The sequence below is a fragment of the Clostridium liquoris genome (assembly GCF_002995785.1).
Taxonomy (GTDB): domain Bacteria; phylum Bacillota; class Clostridia; order Clostridiales; family Clostridiaceae; genus Clostridium_AO; species Clostridium_AO liquoris.
In genome coordinates, this window is record NZ_PVXO01000012.1 from 16,542 (window position 1) to 31,125 (window position 14,584).

General features: G+C 29.3%; 18 protein-coding genes. 11 read left to right on the plus strand and 7 right to left on the minus strand.

Annotated elements, in window-relative coordinates:
* Positions 1–69: 69 nt before the first annotated feature.
* Positions 70–786: an alanyl-tRNA editing protein gene (locus CLLI_RS03115; RefSeq protein ID WP_106062791.1), complete on the plus strand. Its 717-nt coding sequence runs from the start codon at positions 70–72 to the stop codon at positions 784–786.
* Positions 787–1,025: 239 nt separating this feature from the next.
* On the opposite strand, the gene CLLI_RS03120 is transcribed toward CLLI_RS03115, so the two are convergent.
* The gene (locus CLLI_RS03120; RefSeq protein ID WP_106062792.1) at positions 1,026–1,925 is read right to left on the minus strand and encodes an MBL fold metallo-hydrolase; all 900 of its coding nucleotides are present in this window, start codon (positions 1,923–1,925) and stop codon (positions 1,026–1,028) included.
* 216 nt (positions 1,926–2,141) lie between these two features.
* On the opposite strand from CLLI_RS03120, the gene CLLI_RS03125 reads away from it, so the two are divergent.
* Positions 2,142–2,450 (plus strand): hypothetical protein, encoded by a 309-nt coding sequence (locus tag CLLI_RS03125; protein WP_106062793.1) that lies wholly within the window; start codon positions 2,142–2,144, stop codon positions 2,448–2,450.
* A 2-nt stretch (positions 2,451–2,452) separates the two neighbouring features.
* On the opposite strand, the gene CLLI_RS03130 is transcribed toward CLLI_RS03125, so the two are convergent.
* The 3 genes from CLLI_RS03130 to CLLI_RS03140 all read right to left on the minus strand — a co-directional run bounded on the left by CLLI_RS03130 (position 2,453) and on the right by CLLI_RS03140 (position 4,384).
* Positions 2,453–3,562 carry a Coenzyme F420 hydrogenase/dehydrogenase, beta subunit C-terminal domain gene (locus CLLI_RS03130; protein ID WP_106062794.1) on the minus strand — a complete coding sequence of 370 codons (1,110 nt, stop codon included), beginning with the start codon at positions 3,560–3,562 and terminating at the stop codon, positions 2,453–2,455.
* 40 nt (positions 3,563–3,602) lie between these two features.
* Entirely contained in the window at positions 3,603–4,034 is a 432-nt protein-coding gene (locus CLLI_RS03135) for a hypothetical protein (RefSeq protein ID WP_106062795.1), read from the minus strand.
* Between the two features lie 116 nt (positions 4,035–4,150).
* A complete protein-coding gene (locus CLLI_RS03140) occupies positions 4,151–4,384 on the minus strand; it encodes a hypothetical protein (RefSeq protein ID WP_106062796.1) in 234 nt (77 codons plus the stop codon).
* A 360-nt stretch (positions 4,385–4,744) separates the two neighbouring features.
* Here CLLI_RS03140 and CLLI_RS03145 point away from each other — a divergent pair, with 360 nt between their 5' ends.
* Positions 4,745–5,065, plus strand: a complete 321-nt coding sequence (locus CLLI_RS03145; protein ID WP_106062797.1) for a TIGR04104 family putative zinc finger protein — start codon at positions 4,745–4,747, stop codon at positions 5,063–5,065.
* Between the two features lie 256 nt (positions 5,066–5,321).
* Here CLLI_RS03145 and CLLI_RS03150 read toward each other — a convergent pair whose 3' ends face one another.
* Positions 5,322–5,780, minus strand: a complete 459-nt coding sequence (locus CLLI_RS03150; RefSeq protein ID WP_170063633.1) for a GNAT family N-acetyltransferase — start codon at positions 5,778–5,780, stop codon at positions 5,322–5,324.
* Between the two features lie 288 nt (positions 5,781–6,068).
* Between CLLI_RS03150 and CLLI_RS03155 the strand changes: the two genes are divergently transcribed.
* The 7 genes from CLLI_RS03155 to CLLI_RS14785 all read left to right on the plus strand — a co-directional run bounded on the left by CLLI_RS03155 (position 6,069) and on the right by CLLI_RS14785 (position 11,571).
* Positions 6,069–6,689 carry a sugar O-acetyltransferase gene (locus tag CLLI_RS03155; protein WP_278335560.1) on the plus strand — a complete coding sequence of 207 codons (621 nt, stop codon included), beginning with the start codon at positions 6,069–6,071 and terminating at the stop codon, positions 6,687–6,689.
* Between the two features lie 178 nt (positions 6,690–6,867).
* Positions 6,868–7,542: a DedA family protein gene (locus tag CLLI_RS03160; RefSeq protein ID WP_106062800.1), complete on the plus strand. Its 675-nt coding sequence runs from the start codon at positions 6,868–6,870 to the stop codon at positions 7,540–7,542.
* Positions 7,517–8,065, plus strand: a complete 549-nt coding sequence (locus CLLI_RS03165; protein ID WP_207655066.1) for a phosphatase PAP2 family protein — start codon at positions 7,517–7,519, stop codon at positions 8,063–8,065. Before CLLI_RS03160 ends, CLLI_RS03165 begins: the two co-directional genes overlap by 26 nt.
* 91 nt (positions 8,066–8,156) lie before the next feature.
* Positions 8,157–8,759, plus strand: a complete 603-nt coding sequence (locus CLLI_RS03170) for an undecaprenyl-diphosphatase (protein WP_106062801.1) — start codon at positions 8,157–8,159, stop codon at positions 8,757–8,759.
* Between the two features lie 247 nt (positions 8,760–9,006).
* Complete coding sequence (locus tag CLLI_RS03175) at positions 9,007–10,059, plus strand: RNA-guided endonuclease InsQ/TnpB family protein (RefSeq protein WP_423236794.1); 1,053 nt, start codon at positions 9,007–9,009, stop codon at positions 10,057–10,059.
* A 159-nt stretch (positions 10,060–10,218) separates the two neighbouring features.
* Positions 10,219–10,974 (plus strand): DUF5694 domain-containing protein, encoded by a 756-nt coding sequence (locus CLLI_RS03180; protein ID WP_106062802.1) that lies wholly within the window; start codon positions 10,219–10,221, stop codon positions 10,972–10,974.
* A gap of 219 nt (positions 10,975–11,193) precedes the next feature.
* The gene (locus tag CLLI_RS14785) at positions 11,194–11,571 is read left to right on the plus strand and encodes an SDR family oxidoreductase (protein WP_242975507.1); all 378 of its coding nucleotides are present in this window, start codon (positions 11,194–11,196) and stop codon (positions 11,569–11,571) included.
* Positions 11,572–12,063: 492 nt separating this feature from the next.
* Here CLLI_RS14785 and CLLI_RS03190 read toward each other — a convergent pair whose 3' ends face one another.
* Positions 12,064–12,429, minus strand: coding sequence for a hypothetical protein (locus CLLI_RS03190; RefSeq protein ID WP_106062803.1), 366 nt, complete (start codon positions 12,427–12,429; stop codon positions 12,064–12,066).
* A 51-nt stretch (positions 12,430–12,480) separates the two neighbouring features.
* Positions 12,481–13,014, minus strand: coding sequence for a basic helix-loop-helix domain-containing protein (locus CLLI_RS03195; RefSeq protein ID WP_106062804.1), 534 nt, complete (start codon positions 13,012–13,014; stop codon positions 12,481–12,483).
* A 183-nt stretch (positions 13,015–13,197) separates the two neighbouring features.
* Between CLLI_RS03195 and CLLI_RS03200 the strand changes: the two genes are divergently transcribed.
* Complete coding sequence (locus CLLI_RS03200; protein ID WP_106062805.1) at positions 13,198–14,508, plus strand: Na+/H+ antiporter NhaC family protein; 1,311 nt, start codon at positions 13,198–13,200, stop codon at positions 14,506–14,508.
* Positions 14,509–14,584: the final 76 nt, after the last annotated feature.

The window sequence follows — 14,584 nt, forward strand, 5'->3', positions numbered from 1 at the left end:
TAAATTTTTATCAAATTTAACAAAAGTATATATAAAAATTTTATATAAATGTTAAAGGAGGAATAAGAAATGAGTGGATTAATGTTTCAAAAAGACAGCTATGTAAAGGAATTTGACTGTAAAATTATTAAAGTAGATGAGGATGAAAATGCTGTAGTTTTGGATAGAACAGCATTTTACATAGGTGGCGGCGGTCAACCATGTGATACTGGGACATTAAAAACAAAAACAGATGTATATATTGTTACAAAAGTTAAGAAAAAAGGACAGGATGTATATCATTATATTGATGGAAAACTTCCTGAAATTAATGAAACTTGTATAGGAAAAATAGATTGGGAACATAGATATAAATTAATGAGAACTCACACTGCTATGCATATTTTATGCGGTGTTGTATGGAGAGACTATAAGGCCAAAGTAACTGGTGGAGATATGGATTGTCTTAAAGGTAGACTAGATTTTGAATTTGAAAACTTCCATAAAGAACTAATAGCGGAAATTGAGGATAAGATTAATAGAGAAGTAGAATATAAAAGAAATATTAGTGTAAATATTCTTCAAAGAGAAGAAGCTTTTAAAATTCCAGACTTAATAAGAACAAAAATAAATCTTCTTCCTGAAGGAATTACTGAAATAAGAACCGTAAACATTGAAGAATTGGATCTTCAGGCAGATGGCGGAACTCATGTGAAAAATACTGAGGAAGTTGGAAAAATAAAAATAGCAGATTATAAAAGTAAAGGAAAACTCAATAAAAGAATATATATTGAATTAGAAGAATAGCTTAATCATAAATTCAATAAAGCATTGGAATACTTCCTACTTTGCACAAATAAATTTCTTAAGATTTGCAGCAAAAAAATAATAAAGTAGGTTAAAATTATCTAACAAATTCAATCTACTTTATTATCTGTGCTCTATGCTCTGTAATTATCTTCTATACTCCATTACTTTAAGGGACGGTTAACAACTCTTTTCTCTTAACTGCTTGTCTAAAAGCTTAAAAGTTATTAACCGTCCCCCTATTGTTGATCCTTTGAATACTTAAGAAGTCCATTATTTATATTTAACTTTATACTTCCGGTTTCATTTAAATATTCAACATAGGACTTCAATATTTTTTCCATTTGGGAATATTTATATTTGGTTTTTACATTAATATTGAATTTTTTAATAGCAGTCTTGAGAATATCCTCCATGGTCATGTCACCTTCTATGAGACCATATACCCTCGCCGCTATGTTTTTATAAAAATTTATATTATCATCTATAAGTTTTGTAATATCATTATACATGCCTTTGTGTGCCACTACATATTTGCTGCATTTTAATTCATAAAGCTTCAATTTACTTTTTAAATCCTCTGTAAGTATATAAGCATAAGGCATTTTAGCCCCTTCCATTACTTCATAACTTATCAGTGAATCTCCTAAATACCCAACGTCATCAGGAGTAATAATGCATATATGTGCAGGACTATGCCCTGGTGTATGAATAATTTTAAATTTAATACCGCACACACATATACTATTTTGATCATTTGAAATCATGATGTCTGTTTGGCAAACCATATGTCCATAATGTTCCTTAACCTCAGATAAAGTTTGATTGCTATAATAAACTTTGAGATTAATTAGTGAACTACAAATAAAAGCTTCATCAGCTGGCATAGCAATAATGCAGTTATACTTTTCCTTTAAATGTGCATTATTTCCTGCATGGTCTATATGAGCATGGCTGCATACTATAGCAGCTACCTTAAAATTATTTTTTTCTAAGACCTCATCTATTCCTTCTCTTTCTCCATTTGCCCATCCTGAATCCAGCATAATAATTTCTCTATGATTAATTTTATAAAAAGGTATATATGTCATCCCCGTATCAATACAAAATGTGCTTCCCTTTATCTGCTTTATATCCATATGTCTGCTTTAGTGAAAGATCACTAAATACTCACTTCCTTTTCTTTTGCATTTATTATAAAAAATATTATATCATACCAAATATAAATATTTCTATAACCATTTCTACTACTTTACCAAGTCATATGTTATAATTAATCATAATAATAAAATTATATGTTGTGAAAAGCATTCTGAATAAATTATATAAAATATATACTTGAAGGGTTAAATTTTATGAATAATAAATTTTTATGTGAATTTCAGGAAGATATTTTCGATAAAGCAGGATATTATACATTATATGTAGTTATTGCCTTCCCATCTTTTATGATTACTATTGAAGGGATGGAATTACAATTTATTATACTTAGAATTATTTTATCTGGGATAGCCCTATTGATTTTAGCCTTAATTTATTTAAAATGTAAAAGTTCTAGAAATGAAAAAGAAAATAAAAAAATTATTTATGATATATATTTCTTCCTTATGTTAACTCTTACCTGTGTGTATGAGCTTATGAAGCATTTAAATTTCTTAGTCTGAAATTATTTATTTAATTGTTTAATTATATATTCAAAGCCATGTTTTCTATAATCATCCCAGAATTTCTTACGGCTTTCTGGAAACTTTACAGGCTGGCTTAAACGCTGTTGTTCTGCAAGAGATTCTTCCTTTGGGCGCTTTTCATATTTTAATTCTTCACTGCATTTCTTAAAAAGATCCTCACCTTTTTTATTGTTAATTAAAATTACGGAAACCCCTTTTTTGTCCATCCATTCAGGAGCGTACTTTTCAATACCCCAATAATCTGCAATGGTGATATCTGATGCACGATGTATATCTGTAAATCTGCATTTCTCACAAGAAGGACGCATAATAGTCTTTTCTCCGAAGAAAAGTTTATAAAATCTTTCATCATTATGAATTTCTTCACTATTTGAAGTTGTAAATATGAATGTTTTGTTACTGTTTTCCCTGCTCCAATCCATTATCTTAGATCTAAATTGAATACTGGTTAGTTTTCCCCCATACTCTTTTTCCAATAGTCTTTTGTAATCTTCCCAAATTAGAGGACTTGGTATGCTGTGGCAAATCAAGTCACATATATATAAATTTTCATTGAATGGCGAATTCCCCATATATCCGCGTAATCCTGCAGCTTCACAAGGTGTACCAGTAAACAATACTTTTCTCTTATCAATTAAGTCATTTTTTATTTGCTTAAATATATCCCCCATGTTGCTCTGTACATACTTGGATATTCTCATTCTATTTCTCTGATCATAGTTTTCTGCTCTCTTATGCAGCACATGAAATTTATCGTCGTAGTCAGCACCATAGACTACTCCACCTTCTCTAAGTATTGCATCGGAAATTGCTGTGAAAACTCCTCCAGATGTAGAATTCATTAATACTTCTTCTGATTTGTGCTTAGCTGCTAAAAATTCTGGAATAGTTTTTTCTTTGTAATTTCCATCACAAATTAGAGGGCAAACATTTACACAACTATTACAATCTATGCATAGTGCTTGGTCTATTACAGGATATAAAAAGCCCTCTTCATCTGGTTTCATATGAATAGCCTGTGTAGGACAAGTATTGTAACATGCACTGCATCCACAGCAATACTCTTTTTTTAAATAAATCCTTTCCATAATAGCTCCCCTTTTGTTTTACCTTTAATAATTTTTTTAGCTATTTTATTCCAATATATTCATTTTTTATTTTATCTGAAAAAACTTGATTTTGTTTTGCTACATTTAGCAAATATGTTAGCACATCTCCTGGATATACTACTTCTTCTGGTAATCGGGTACTTTCTAATGATTTTCTGCTAAGTGATATAATGCAATTTTCATTATGATTTTCTTTACATTCTCTGCATAACCTGCAAATACATGCTATACTTTTTGCTAAAGCATTTTCATCATACATTTTCATATCATCTTTAGGAATTAGTTTAACTCCATCATTTATTGATTTTTCTCCGTTTTTATATGCTGCCTTTATAGCATTTAAAGAAAATCCTATATTACATTTTGGTGGTACACATTCACTGCTTCCATAATATTTACATTCTTTACAAATTTCATTTAAACTTTTCTCTGTCATTTCAAAATAATTCATATTATATCCCCCTGTCTTTTAAATTTAGTTAATTGTAATATGTTATATGACACAATAATAGTACATATATAACTTATTGACAAGTAGTCATTAAATTCTTTTTCAAATTATAAAGCCTACAATTGTGTTTTTAAATTTCCTTTACTATTAATTTCTATTGGCAGGGCTATTTCTATATTAAATTCAAATTCTTCTCCCAATTTATTCATATTCTTATCTTTAGCAGCATCTATAGTATATTTGAAACTTTTTTGATTACCAAAAACTTCATTTGTCAATGGAAATACTACAACCATCTCTTTTATATCTTTTGGTTTTATTGCCCCATCAATATGGTCACTATTAATCAAACTAGCATTTATTCTCTTATTATCCTTATTGATGATAAACCCCTTATTTGGTTCTATATAGTATTCATTAGAATCAGAATTATTATGAATAAGTAGATGTAGAGCTATTATGTCTTCTCGCTTTCCATTGATTTTACCCTTAATAGTTTTAAAACTTGATAATGTTATACTTAATTCACCTTGTGTTTTCTTAGCTTTATCATATACCTCATCAAATACTTTATAATGTGCATGAGATTCCGTTACCCCCTTGACCTAAATAAACCCATTCTTATATTAATAATCCAAAGTGATATAATATAATTAATTCATAATGCTGGGAAAAATGTGTCGCATTCAAAATTAAGGGAGGTAGTGTTAATGCAAAAATGCCAGAAATGCTCTAAAGAATTTACATGGAAAAGTATTATTAAATCCTTGTTATTTAGCTATAAACCTATCAAATGCAGTGGCTGCAATAGTCAACACTATGTAAATTTTATGACTAGGATTGTCTATGATTGTTTTCTTCTTGCTCCGTGTATACTTGTACTTACAAAATGGTTTAATTTTTATAATATTTTCGGAAAGTACGATTTATTGGTTTATTTATTTTGGATTGTTCTTGTAACATGTATAGGGCCTTTCTTTGCCAGATATCACATGGAAGAAACCAAAGAAAAAGCGAAAACTGAATGGTAAATAAGGGGTATTAAAGCGTAATTAAATGCTATGAAAATGTCGGCTTTACAAAAGTAAAATTAATTAAAAATGTCCGAGAATCATCCAATGGCTATTGGAACTTATATAAAATGGCTATTTCAAAAGATGAATGGTTAAAAAGGTATATTACTCATTTCATTAGATAGGCATATGTGTAAATGATTTGTTTAGATTATGATTTCGTACATTTTTTAAGGAACTCCTAAAAGAGTTCCTTTAGTTCATAAGATAAGAACTATATGAACTTGTAAGACATTTCTCCAGTTACATCTTTAAAATCATATTTTTCATATAGCCTTCTACCAGCGTCAGTAGCATTTAAAGTGACTTTTGTATATCCTAAGTTTTTTGCGCGTTCCATAATATTACTTAAAAGCCTACTTCCTAACCCTTTATTTCTATATTCTGGGACAGTATACATATCTGTAATTAATGCTATTTTCCCATCTAAATTAAAAAGTGAAGGACAGATGTTATAAAAGCACATAATACTTATTGCAACAATATTTTCATTTTCCTCTGCCAAAAATGCCACAACATCTCCATTTAATAAGCCATCATTGTAATAGCATTTTAATGTTTGTGAATACTTATCCCAATTATAATTTCCAATATTCTTTTTTGCCTCATTAAGTAATTTTATTCTTAATTTTACAAGACTATCTATATCGTTAATAGTTGCCATTCTTATCATTTGCATTCCCCCAAATAAAAACTTATTTTTTCCTTCCTATGCAATAACCTACAATTACAAATCATTATTAATTATAACACATATGCCATATTCCGGGGAAAATAAGTTGCTTCACAATTTCAATTTTTTAAATTTGGCGATTCAACTGGAAAGCGAGCAATTTGTTATAACAATATAGAAAATATGTTATAATTTTCTTACTGGATAAATGGAATTTATAAATGAATTAAACAAATGCCAAAGTCCGATGAATGTTATTGATAAAAAATAATTTATAGGGGTGAGATCATGACTGAAAAAGAAAGAATGTTATCTGGAAAATTATATATTGCTCGGGATGAAGAATTGGCAAGAGACAATAAAAAATCAAGGATGTTAACACGTCTCTTTAATAATAGTACAGAGGAGCAACTGAAATACAGAGTAGAATTATTAAAAGAACTATTTGAATCTACGGGCAAAAATATCTACATTGAGCCTCCCTTTCGTTGTGATTATGGATGTCATATTTCTATAGGTAATAATTTTTATGCTAATTATGATTGTATTGTTATTGATGTATGTAAAGTTAGAATTGGTCATAATGTTTTTTTTGGCCCTAGAGTATGCATATTTACAGCTGGACATCCAATTGATGCAGATATCAGGAATACAGGATTAGAATATGGAAAACCAGTAACAATCGGAAATAATGTGTGGATAGGTGGAAATGCTGTTATAAATCCTGGAGTTACAATAGGAAACAATGTTGTTATTGGTTCTGGAGCAGTTGTTACTAAAGATATCCCTGATAATGTTATTGCAGTTGGAAATCCTTGTAGGGTTTTTAGGGAAATTACTGATGAAGATAAGAAATATTGGGAGAAGCAGAGAGAGGAATACCTAAATAGTAAAAATACTGATAGATAGGAGTATCGGCTATATACTCCTATTTTTTTATTAATAATTTCCTTACTTAAATTTTAAAATATAAAGCAATTTTTTAATATAATTTAAGGTTTTTTTAATATAATTTTAATCTTAGATATCTATAATGTATAACATGCTGGATAAAGAAATCAAGTTTTAATAACGAAGAAAGAAAAATATGAGTATTATACAAACTTTTATTAATGTAGTATTACATCTTGATAAGTATTTAAATGTGATAATACAAAACTATGGAATATGGACATATGCCATTGTATTTCTAATTATATTTTGTGAAACTGGATTAGTTGTTACCCCTTTTCTACCAGGGGATTCAATATTGTTTGCCACTGGAGCACTTGCTTCTATTGGTTCACTTAATTTTCCTACATTATTTATTACCTTTTTTATAGCTGCAGTAGCTGGTGATACTGTAAATTATCATATAGGTAAAAACATAGGAAATAAAATTTTAGAAAAAGAAGATATGAAATATATAAATAAAGAATATCTTGAGGAATCACATAAATTTTATCAAAAACATGGCTCTATGACTATAGTATTGGGAAGATTTATACCTATAATAAGAACCTTTGTACCATTTGTTGCTGGTATAGGGGAAATGAGTTATCCAAAATTTATTTCTTACAATATGTTAGGTGGATTCTCCTGGGTTACATTAATGTTAGGCGGAGGATACTTCTTTGGTGGATTGCCTTTTATAAAGGATCATTTTTCCTATGTAGTAATTGCCATTATAATAATATCTATTATTCCAGCAATAGTTACAGTTATAAAAGAAAAGAAAAATGGAGGTAATAAAATCAATGATGTCATTAATACAGAATCTTGATAATTCTATTCTATTGTATATTAATAATAATATACATGGACATATAATGGACAAGGTTATGGTTACCATAACTATCTTAGGCAATAACGGATTAATATGGATTGTAATTGCAGCACTGCTAATTATAAATAAAAAATACAGAAAGATAGGGTTTATGGCTTTAACAGCTCTAATATTAGCCACAATTTTAGGAGAAGGAATTTTAAAGCATTTGGTTCAACGTGTAAGGCCATCATCAGATATACCAGCAGCTAACCTTTTAATTCCAAAACCTTTATCATATTCATTTCCATCAGGGCATACTACTTCTTCATTTGCAGTTACAGGAGTATTAACAAAATATTTTAAGAATTATACATTTGAACTTTTTAGTTTAGCATCTTTGATAGCTTTTTCAAGATTATATTTAAATGTACATTACCCTACTGATGTTTTAGCTGGTATAATCCTAGGATTAATATGCAGTAAGATAACAATTTATATATTTAGTAAAGTAAATAAAGACTCCACAGTTTCTATATAAGCAAAATGGTCAGTACGTATATTATCTTCTTTTGCCGCTGCAGAAGTTTTAGCAGTATACAAAAGCATACATTAGAAAGGATATTTTAGATATGAATATGGAGATTTTTAGATTAATAAATAATTTGGCAAATAAAAATACAGTTTTAGATAAGATAATGATTTTCTTTTCAAAAGATGTTCCCTATATATTTATGGCAGTTATTGCGATAGTATTTATATTAGGTGTTGTTAAAAAGAATGAAGAATATAGAAAAGCCTCTGTAAATGCTTTTGTTATTACAGTAATCAATTTAATATTAAGTTTTATAATTGGAAGTATATATTATGTGGACAGGCCTTTTGTTCACAATAAGGTAAATTTATTAATGCCTCACTCAGCAGATGCCTCTTTTCCAAGCGATCATGCTACAGGAACAATGAGTATCGCTTTAGGTTTAGGAAAATATAATAGAATACTTGGAGTAATAATGACAATACTATCAATAATTGTAGGTTTTTCAAGAGTGTATGTAGGAAACCATTATCCTTTAGATGTTATTGGTGCATATATTATGGTGCTTATTACAAACTATTTATATAATTTAGTGTTAAAAGATAAAATTGAAGAAATTTATATAAAAGTTGAAAAGTTATTGATTAGTAAATTAAAACTTGATAAGAATACAGATAAGAATATATTAAATAACCAGTAAAATAATTTTTTCATTCAATCGTGGCAAGGATACTCCAACTTCTATAAGTATGGGAAGAATTGCCACTTGCCGACAGGCAACTCCATAACTTGCCACTTATACACCTTGCTTTCTTATTGTAATACCTTCACTAATATGATATAACTATATTAATTAGTGAAAAGGAGTCGATATTATAAAAATCACTATAACATCTAAAATACAAATATATCCTACCCATGAGCAAATAGAAATTTTAAATAATACAATGTTCCAAATAAGAAAAGCATTAAATTATATATCTAAATATATCTTTGATAATAATTGCTTAAACCAAAGTAAGATAAATACTGATACTTATTATTATTTAAGAGAAACTTATAATTTAAAATCTCAAATGGCTCAAAGTTGTATGAAAACTGTTATTGCTAAATATAAAACTAACAAGTCCAATGGACATGATTTTAATTTAGTGCAGTTTAAAAATTTAGAATATGACCTTGTTTGGAATAGAGATTATTCTTTAACTAAAAATATATTCTCTATTAATAGCCTACACGGTAGACTTAAAATACCTTATGAAACTAAAGGTATGGAAAAATATTTTGATGGTTCTTATAGCTTTGGTACTGCTAAACTTATATATAAATTCAATAAATACTTTCTGCATATTCCAATGACTAAAGATTATCCTCAAACTATACCTTTCGAAATCAATAAAATTGTAGGTATCGACCTCGGTATCAACTTTTTAGCAACTACCTTTGATAGTTATGGTAAAACCACTTTCTATAATGGTAGAAATATAAAGGCTAAAAGAGGTCACTATAAAATATTAAGAAAACAGCTACAAGAATGTGGCAGTAAATCGGCAAAACGTAGAATTAAATCTATTGGTTCAAGAGAAAACCGTTATGTTAATGATATTAGCCATACCATTACAAAGGCACTCGTTGATAAGTATGGAGCAAATACATTATTTGTTCTTGAAGATTTAACTAACGTTAGAACTGCTACTGAAAAAGTAAATATAAATAATAGATATGTTTCTGTATCTTGGTCTTTCTATCAATTTAAGCAACTACTTGAATATAAGGCTCAAATGAATAACTCTATGCTTATAGTAGTTAATCCTAAATATACAAGTCAAACTTGCCCTAAATGCGGACATACTGAAAAAGCAAACAGAGATAAGAAAAAACATATCTTTAAATGTAAAAATTGCAACTATCAATCTAATGATGATAGAATTGGAGCAATAAATCTTTGGAGAAAAGGTCTTGAATATATTGAAAGTAACTCCAAAGAGCATAGTGAGTAAACTTGCTATGTTGCGGTGGTGTCAATCACCGTATCGTAACCTACGTTTGAGATGGAAGATATTTTGTATCATTAGCACCATGTGTAGTAGAGTTACAAACCCCCACTTCTAAAGTGAGGTGTAATTGATAGGCTGATAAGATATCGGAGGGTAATATTTATGGAGGAAAAGGCAAAGATACTTATATTAGGAACTTATCATTTTGGAAATGGTGGAAACCATCTAATAAACATCCATGCAGGAGATATTACTACTGATAAAAAACAAGAAGAGATTAAAGCAGTGGTACAAAAGCTAGCACAATTTAAGCCAAATAAAATTGCTGTAGAAACAAAAAGAGAAAATGACAAGGAATTAAATGAGGCTTATTCAGAGTATTGTATAAATAATGTTTATACATATAATGAAACAATAGGTCATAGGCATGAAATCGTTCAACTAGGATTTAGATTAGGACAAACATTGAATCATACTAAAATTTATCCTATAGATTATCCAGTAAATCTTCCAGAAGATCTCTTTGAATATGCTAAGAAGAATTGTACAAAGTTTTATGGGAAATTTATAAATGAAGTAAATGAATGCGGTATAAATGATAATAATTTTTTAGAAAATAATACAGTTATTGAAAACCTGAAATATCTTAACGATCCTAAACGGATTGCAAAGCAGCATAGTAATCTATATCTACATTTAGCTAAAATAGGAGCTGGGGATACATATTATGGAGTAGATATGCTTACGGAATGGTATAGGAGAAATCTTTATATCTTTTCAAATCTACAGGATATGGCTGAACCAGGAGATAGAATCTTGGTAATCTATGGAGCGGGACATTGCAAAATACTTCGGGATTTTGTATCAGAATATAATAAATTTGAATTAGTTGATCCTCTGAGTTATTTATGCACTTGATTTGTAGATAATTAATTTTTAAGTTACATTAATAATTTCAAGTCCTCTCCCCTACAATTCTACGCTAAGCTTTTTTAGCTTAAAAATAACATACCTGTTACAACAATACAAAATATGTTATAATTCTCTTGTTTTATAAGTCGTGTTGGTAAAATATGACGAATCAACAGGATCTAACTTATATAATAAATTAATGATGATATATAGGGGTGGAGAAATATGAATGCATTACCAATAGCTGGTGAAAATGAAGGTATTGGCTATTTCATTGCCAAGCAGTGGCTTGAGAATGGAAATTATGTTTCGGTACTTGATTTGAACTATGATAATATTGATGAACTTAAAAAAGCCTATTCCAAAACTTTGCTGACATTTAAATGTGATGCCTGTGATTTGGAAACCGTAAAAATGGCGGTTAACAATACAAGTGCTCAATTTGGTAGTATAAATTATGCAGTGCACAATGCTTGCCTTTGTTTATTTAAGGGTTTTGAAGAACATACTATAGAAGATTTTGATAGAGTAATAGATGTGAATTTTCATGGTGCTATAAATCTTACAAAAGCAGTATTGCCTATTATGAAGACGCAAAGATAAGGCAGGATATTTTTTACAAGTTCAGGTGTTGGCGTTACAGGATATATAAATATAAGCCCATACGCTTGCAGTAAGGGGGCTATAGAATCTTTAGCCAATGCTTAAGTAATGAATATGCAGATAGTGGCATAACATTTCATATACTGCATCCGCCACTTACTAATACAAAATCTTCTTCACCGCTTCCAATTCCAAAGGAATTTAAAGCATCACCGGAAAAAGTCGGAAAGGGATTCGTTAAACACATAAATAGTAAAAGGTTTATTATTACCCCTTCATTTACTGATGCGGTATCAGTAAAATTAAGTTACCTTTTCCCTCTATTCATGGGAAAATTACTTGTAAAAATGACTAAAAGGGCAAGTAATAATTTGAACTAATGTTAGTTCGAAATCTTCTTTTAATGCTTAACAATTATATAATCATAAGGCGATTATATTGGTCTGTTCGGCTATATTATTTAGCCTTGGCAAAATGGCTGAATCAAATGGCTTATAGAAATTTACAACCGTCCGCATTATCATGTATTAATGGCTTTAACCTTTTTTTCAACACCTTAAAGAGTTCTTCACATTCTTCATTCATCTTATATATTAAATGAATTGTATTTTTCAGTTTTGATTTTTTGGGCGGGACAATGGGTGAAGAAGATAATATAGATACTGAAACAGATAGTTCATATGATGTTAATACCAGAGAGGATAATATTATTAATATAGGATTAACACAATTTTCAATATATTCTTTTTCACAAAAGTTTAAATTCAATCTACACAATTCCGTCTTAACTGAATTAATAGCATTTAACAGTGCGTTAGTATTATTAATAGCTGATATTATACTATCCTCATATTCCATTCCTCTATCCACCTGTGTAAAATATTTCTATTATAAATAGCTGAAAGTAATTCATAGAAACTTACAGCAGTTATCCCCCTGAGTTAATTTTTTTAATCTCTTTTTCAATACCTTATAAATATCCTCAACTTCATCATTCATACTATATATTGTATGAATTGTATCCTTTAGCTCTCCCTTTTTACGTGGAACTATTGGTGAAGTAGTTAAAATACTTACTGAAGTTGCTAACTCAAAGCTTGTTGTTGCTATAAATTCCATGGTAGTCTCTAAAGGGGTAACACAGTTGTCAATATATTCTTTTTCACAAAAATCTAAGGGCAGCCTACACAGTTCAGTCTTAATTGAATTTATTGCTGCTAATGCTTGAGCTGTTTGAACAATAGTTGTATTTACATCTACAGTGTCATTAGGTGCTTGACTTTGAACTACCGCATCATTTATCTGTGTTGAATTTCTAATATCATTAATTAAATCCTTTAATTCATTGATAATTGTATTTATTCGTTCCTCTCTAGACTTTTCATTAGAATTGTCCCCCTTACTGATATTATTATCCTTTGTATTTTCAGCATCATTACTCATAAGTTCATCTCCAAATTAATTATTAAGATACTTTATCTGTAATAATTGTATTAATAATACTTTAAAATTATTCCCTTACAACTATTTCCTTTCTAAAATCAAAAATAACAGTTGGACAAATTTTCCTATATATTATATCATTGTGGATAGATAAAACTATTTTAATAAATGGGGGAAAGTTGTATGTTGGAGTCAGCAATTATTGGTATGTTCATTATTGGACTCTTAGTTTGCATAGGATTTAATTTATCACTTATCTATGCTCTATTATTCGGATTTATTCTATTCTTCTCATATGGTTTAGCAAAGAATAACACAGTAAAACATATGATACAGACATCTTTTAAAGGTATAAAAACAGTTAAAAATATATTGATTATATTTTTCTTGATTGGCATACTTACAGCAGTATGGCGTGCATCAGGGACAATATCCTTTATTATTTACTATTCTACAAAATTGATTATTCCAGAAGCCTTTATTCTTATATCATTTTTACTTTGCTGTATATTATCTGTACTTACAGGAACTGCATTTGGAACAGCTGCTACTATGGGCGTAATTTGCATGACCATGGCAAATGCCATAGGTGCAAACAAAATATTGGTAGGTGGTGCTATATTATCTGGAATCTATTTTGGCGATAGATGTTCCCCAATGTCAACAAGCGCATTGCTAACAAGTGAGCTAACAGGGACAAACATTTATAAAAACATTCAACTTATGATTAAAACTTCAATTATACCATTTATATTCACATGTGCAGTTTATCTGATTTCCGGTTTTTTGTTTGAGAGCAAAAGTGCCCCACTTGGAATTAGAAGCCTGTTTGCAGATAATTTCAACTTGCATTGGATCACTATTTTACCTGCAATAATAATCATTGTACTGTCTATATTTAAGGTTAACGTAAAAATCACAATGGCTTTAAGCATCTTAATGGGTAGTATCATTTGTATTTTACTTCAAAAAGTTCAGTTTACCTCACTGTTTAAAATGTTTATTACAGGATATCACTCATCTAATCCAGAACTTGCAATCATGCTAAATGGCGGCGGTATTCAATCTATGCTTAAAGTTTCTGCCATTATATGTTTATCGTCTTCTTATGCCAGTATTTTTGAAGAAACCGGCTTATTAGATGGCATAAAAAAACATATTAATAGTCTTTCAAATATAGTCACTCCATTTGGCAGTATTGCTATAACTTCATTTTTCACAAGCATGATAAGCTGTAACCAGACTTTGGCTATTATACTAACTCATCAGCTATGCAATAATGTTATTTCCGATAATTATCAGATGGCAAATTCATTAGAAAATACAGCAGTTGTCATTGCCCCACTTATACCTTGGTCTATTGCAGGAGCTGTTCCATTAGCTGCAATATCAGCACCCACAAGTTGTATTTTAGCAGCTTGTTATTTATATATATTGCCAGTGTATAATTTCTTTATCTCAAGAACAAAAAGTATTGACATTAACGTTGCGTAAAGGTGTATATTTATCTCATCAGGAGGCGATAAAATGGAATACACAGTGCAGAAACTAGCTGTATTAGCAAATATAA

Excerpts from the sequence above, each read along its gene's own strand:
- CLLI_RS03195 (WP_106062804.1), bottom strand. The coding sequence starts at position 13,014 with ATGAGTAATGATGCTGAAAATACAAAGGATAATAATATCAGTAAGGGG.
- CLLI_RS03145 (WP_106062797.1), top strand. The coding sequence starts at position 4,745 with ATGCAAAAATGCCAGAAATGCTCTAAAGAATTTACATGGAAAAGTATT.
- CLLI_RS03125 (WP_106062793.1), top strand. The coding sequence starts at position 2,142 with ATGAATAATAAATTTTTATGTGAATTTCAGGAAGATATTTTCGATAAA.
- CLLI_RS03175 (WP_423236794.1), top strand. The coding sequence starts at position 9,007 with ATGTTCCAAATAAGAAAAGCATTAAATTATATATCTAAATATATCTTT.
- CLLI_RS03135 (WP_106062795.1), bottom strand. The coding sequence starts at position 4,034 with ATGAATTATTTTGAAATGACAGAGAAAAGTTTAAATGAAATTTGTAAA.
- CLLI_RS03165 (WP_207655066.1), top strand. The coding sequence starts at position 7,517 with ATGATGTCATTAATACAGAATCTTGATAATTCTATTCTATTGTATATT.
- CLLI_RS03180 (WP_106062802.1), top strand. The coding sequence starts at position 10,219 with ATGGAGGAAAAGGCAAAGATACTTATATTAGGAACTTATCATTTTGGA.
- CLLI_RS03155 (WP_278335560.1), top strand. The coding sequence starts at position 6,069 with ATGACTGAAAAAGAAAGAATGTTATCTGGAAAATTATATATTGCTCGG.
- CLLI_RS03160 (WP_106062800.1), top strand. The coding sequence starts at position 6,868 with ATGAGTATTATACAAACTTTTATTAATGTAGTATTACATCTTGATAAG.
- CLLI_RS03190 (WP_106062803.1), bottom strand. The coding sequence starts at position 12,429 with ATGGAATATGAGGATAGTATAATATCAGCTATTAATAATACTAACGCA.
- CLLI_RS03200 (WP_106062805.1), top strand. The coding sequence starts at position 13,198 with ATGTTGGAGTCAGCAATTATTGGTATGTTCATTATTGGACTCTTAGTT.
- CLLI_RS03130 (WP_106062794.1), bottom strand. The coding sequence starts at position 3,562 with ATGGAAAGGATTTATTTAAAAAAAGAGTATTGCTGTGGATGCAGTGCA.
- CLLI_RS03150 (WP_170063633.1), bottom strand. The coding sequence starts at position 5,780 with ATGATAAGAATGGCAACTATTAACGATATAGATAGTCTTGTAAAATTA.
- CLLI_RS03170 (WP_106062801.1), top strand. The coding sequence starts at position 8,157 with ATGAATATGGAGATTTTTAGATTAATAAATAATTTGGCAAATAAAAAT.
- CLLI_RS03115 (WP_106062791.1), top strand. The coding sequence starts at position 70 with ATGAGTGGATTAATGTTTCAAAAAGACAGCTATGTAAAGGAATTTGAC.
- CLLI_RS03120 (WP_106062792.1), bottom strand. The coding sequence starts at position 1,925 with ATGGATATAAAGCAGATAAAGGGAAGCACATTTTGTATTGATACGGGG.
- CLLI_RS14785 (WP_242975507.1), top strand. The coding sequence starts at position 11,194 with ATGAATGCATTACCAATAGCTGGTGAAAATGAAGGTATTGGCTATTTC.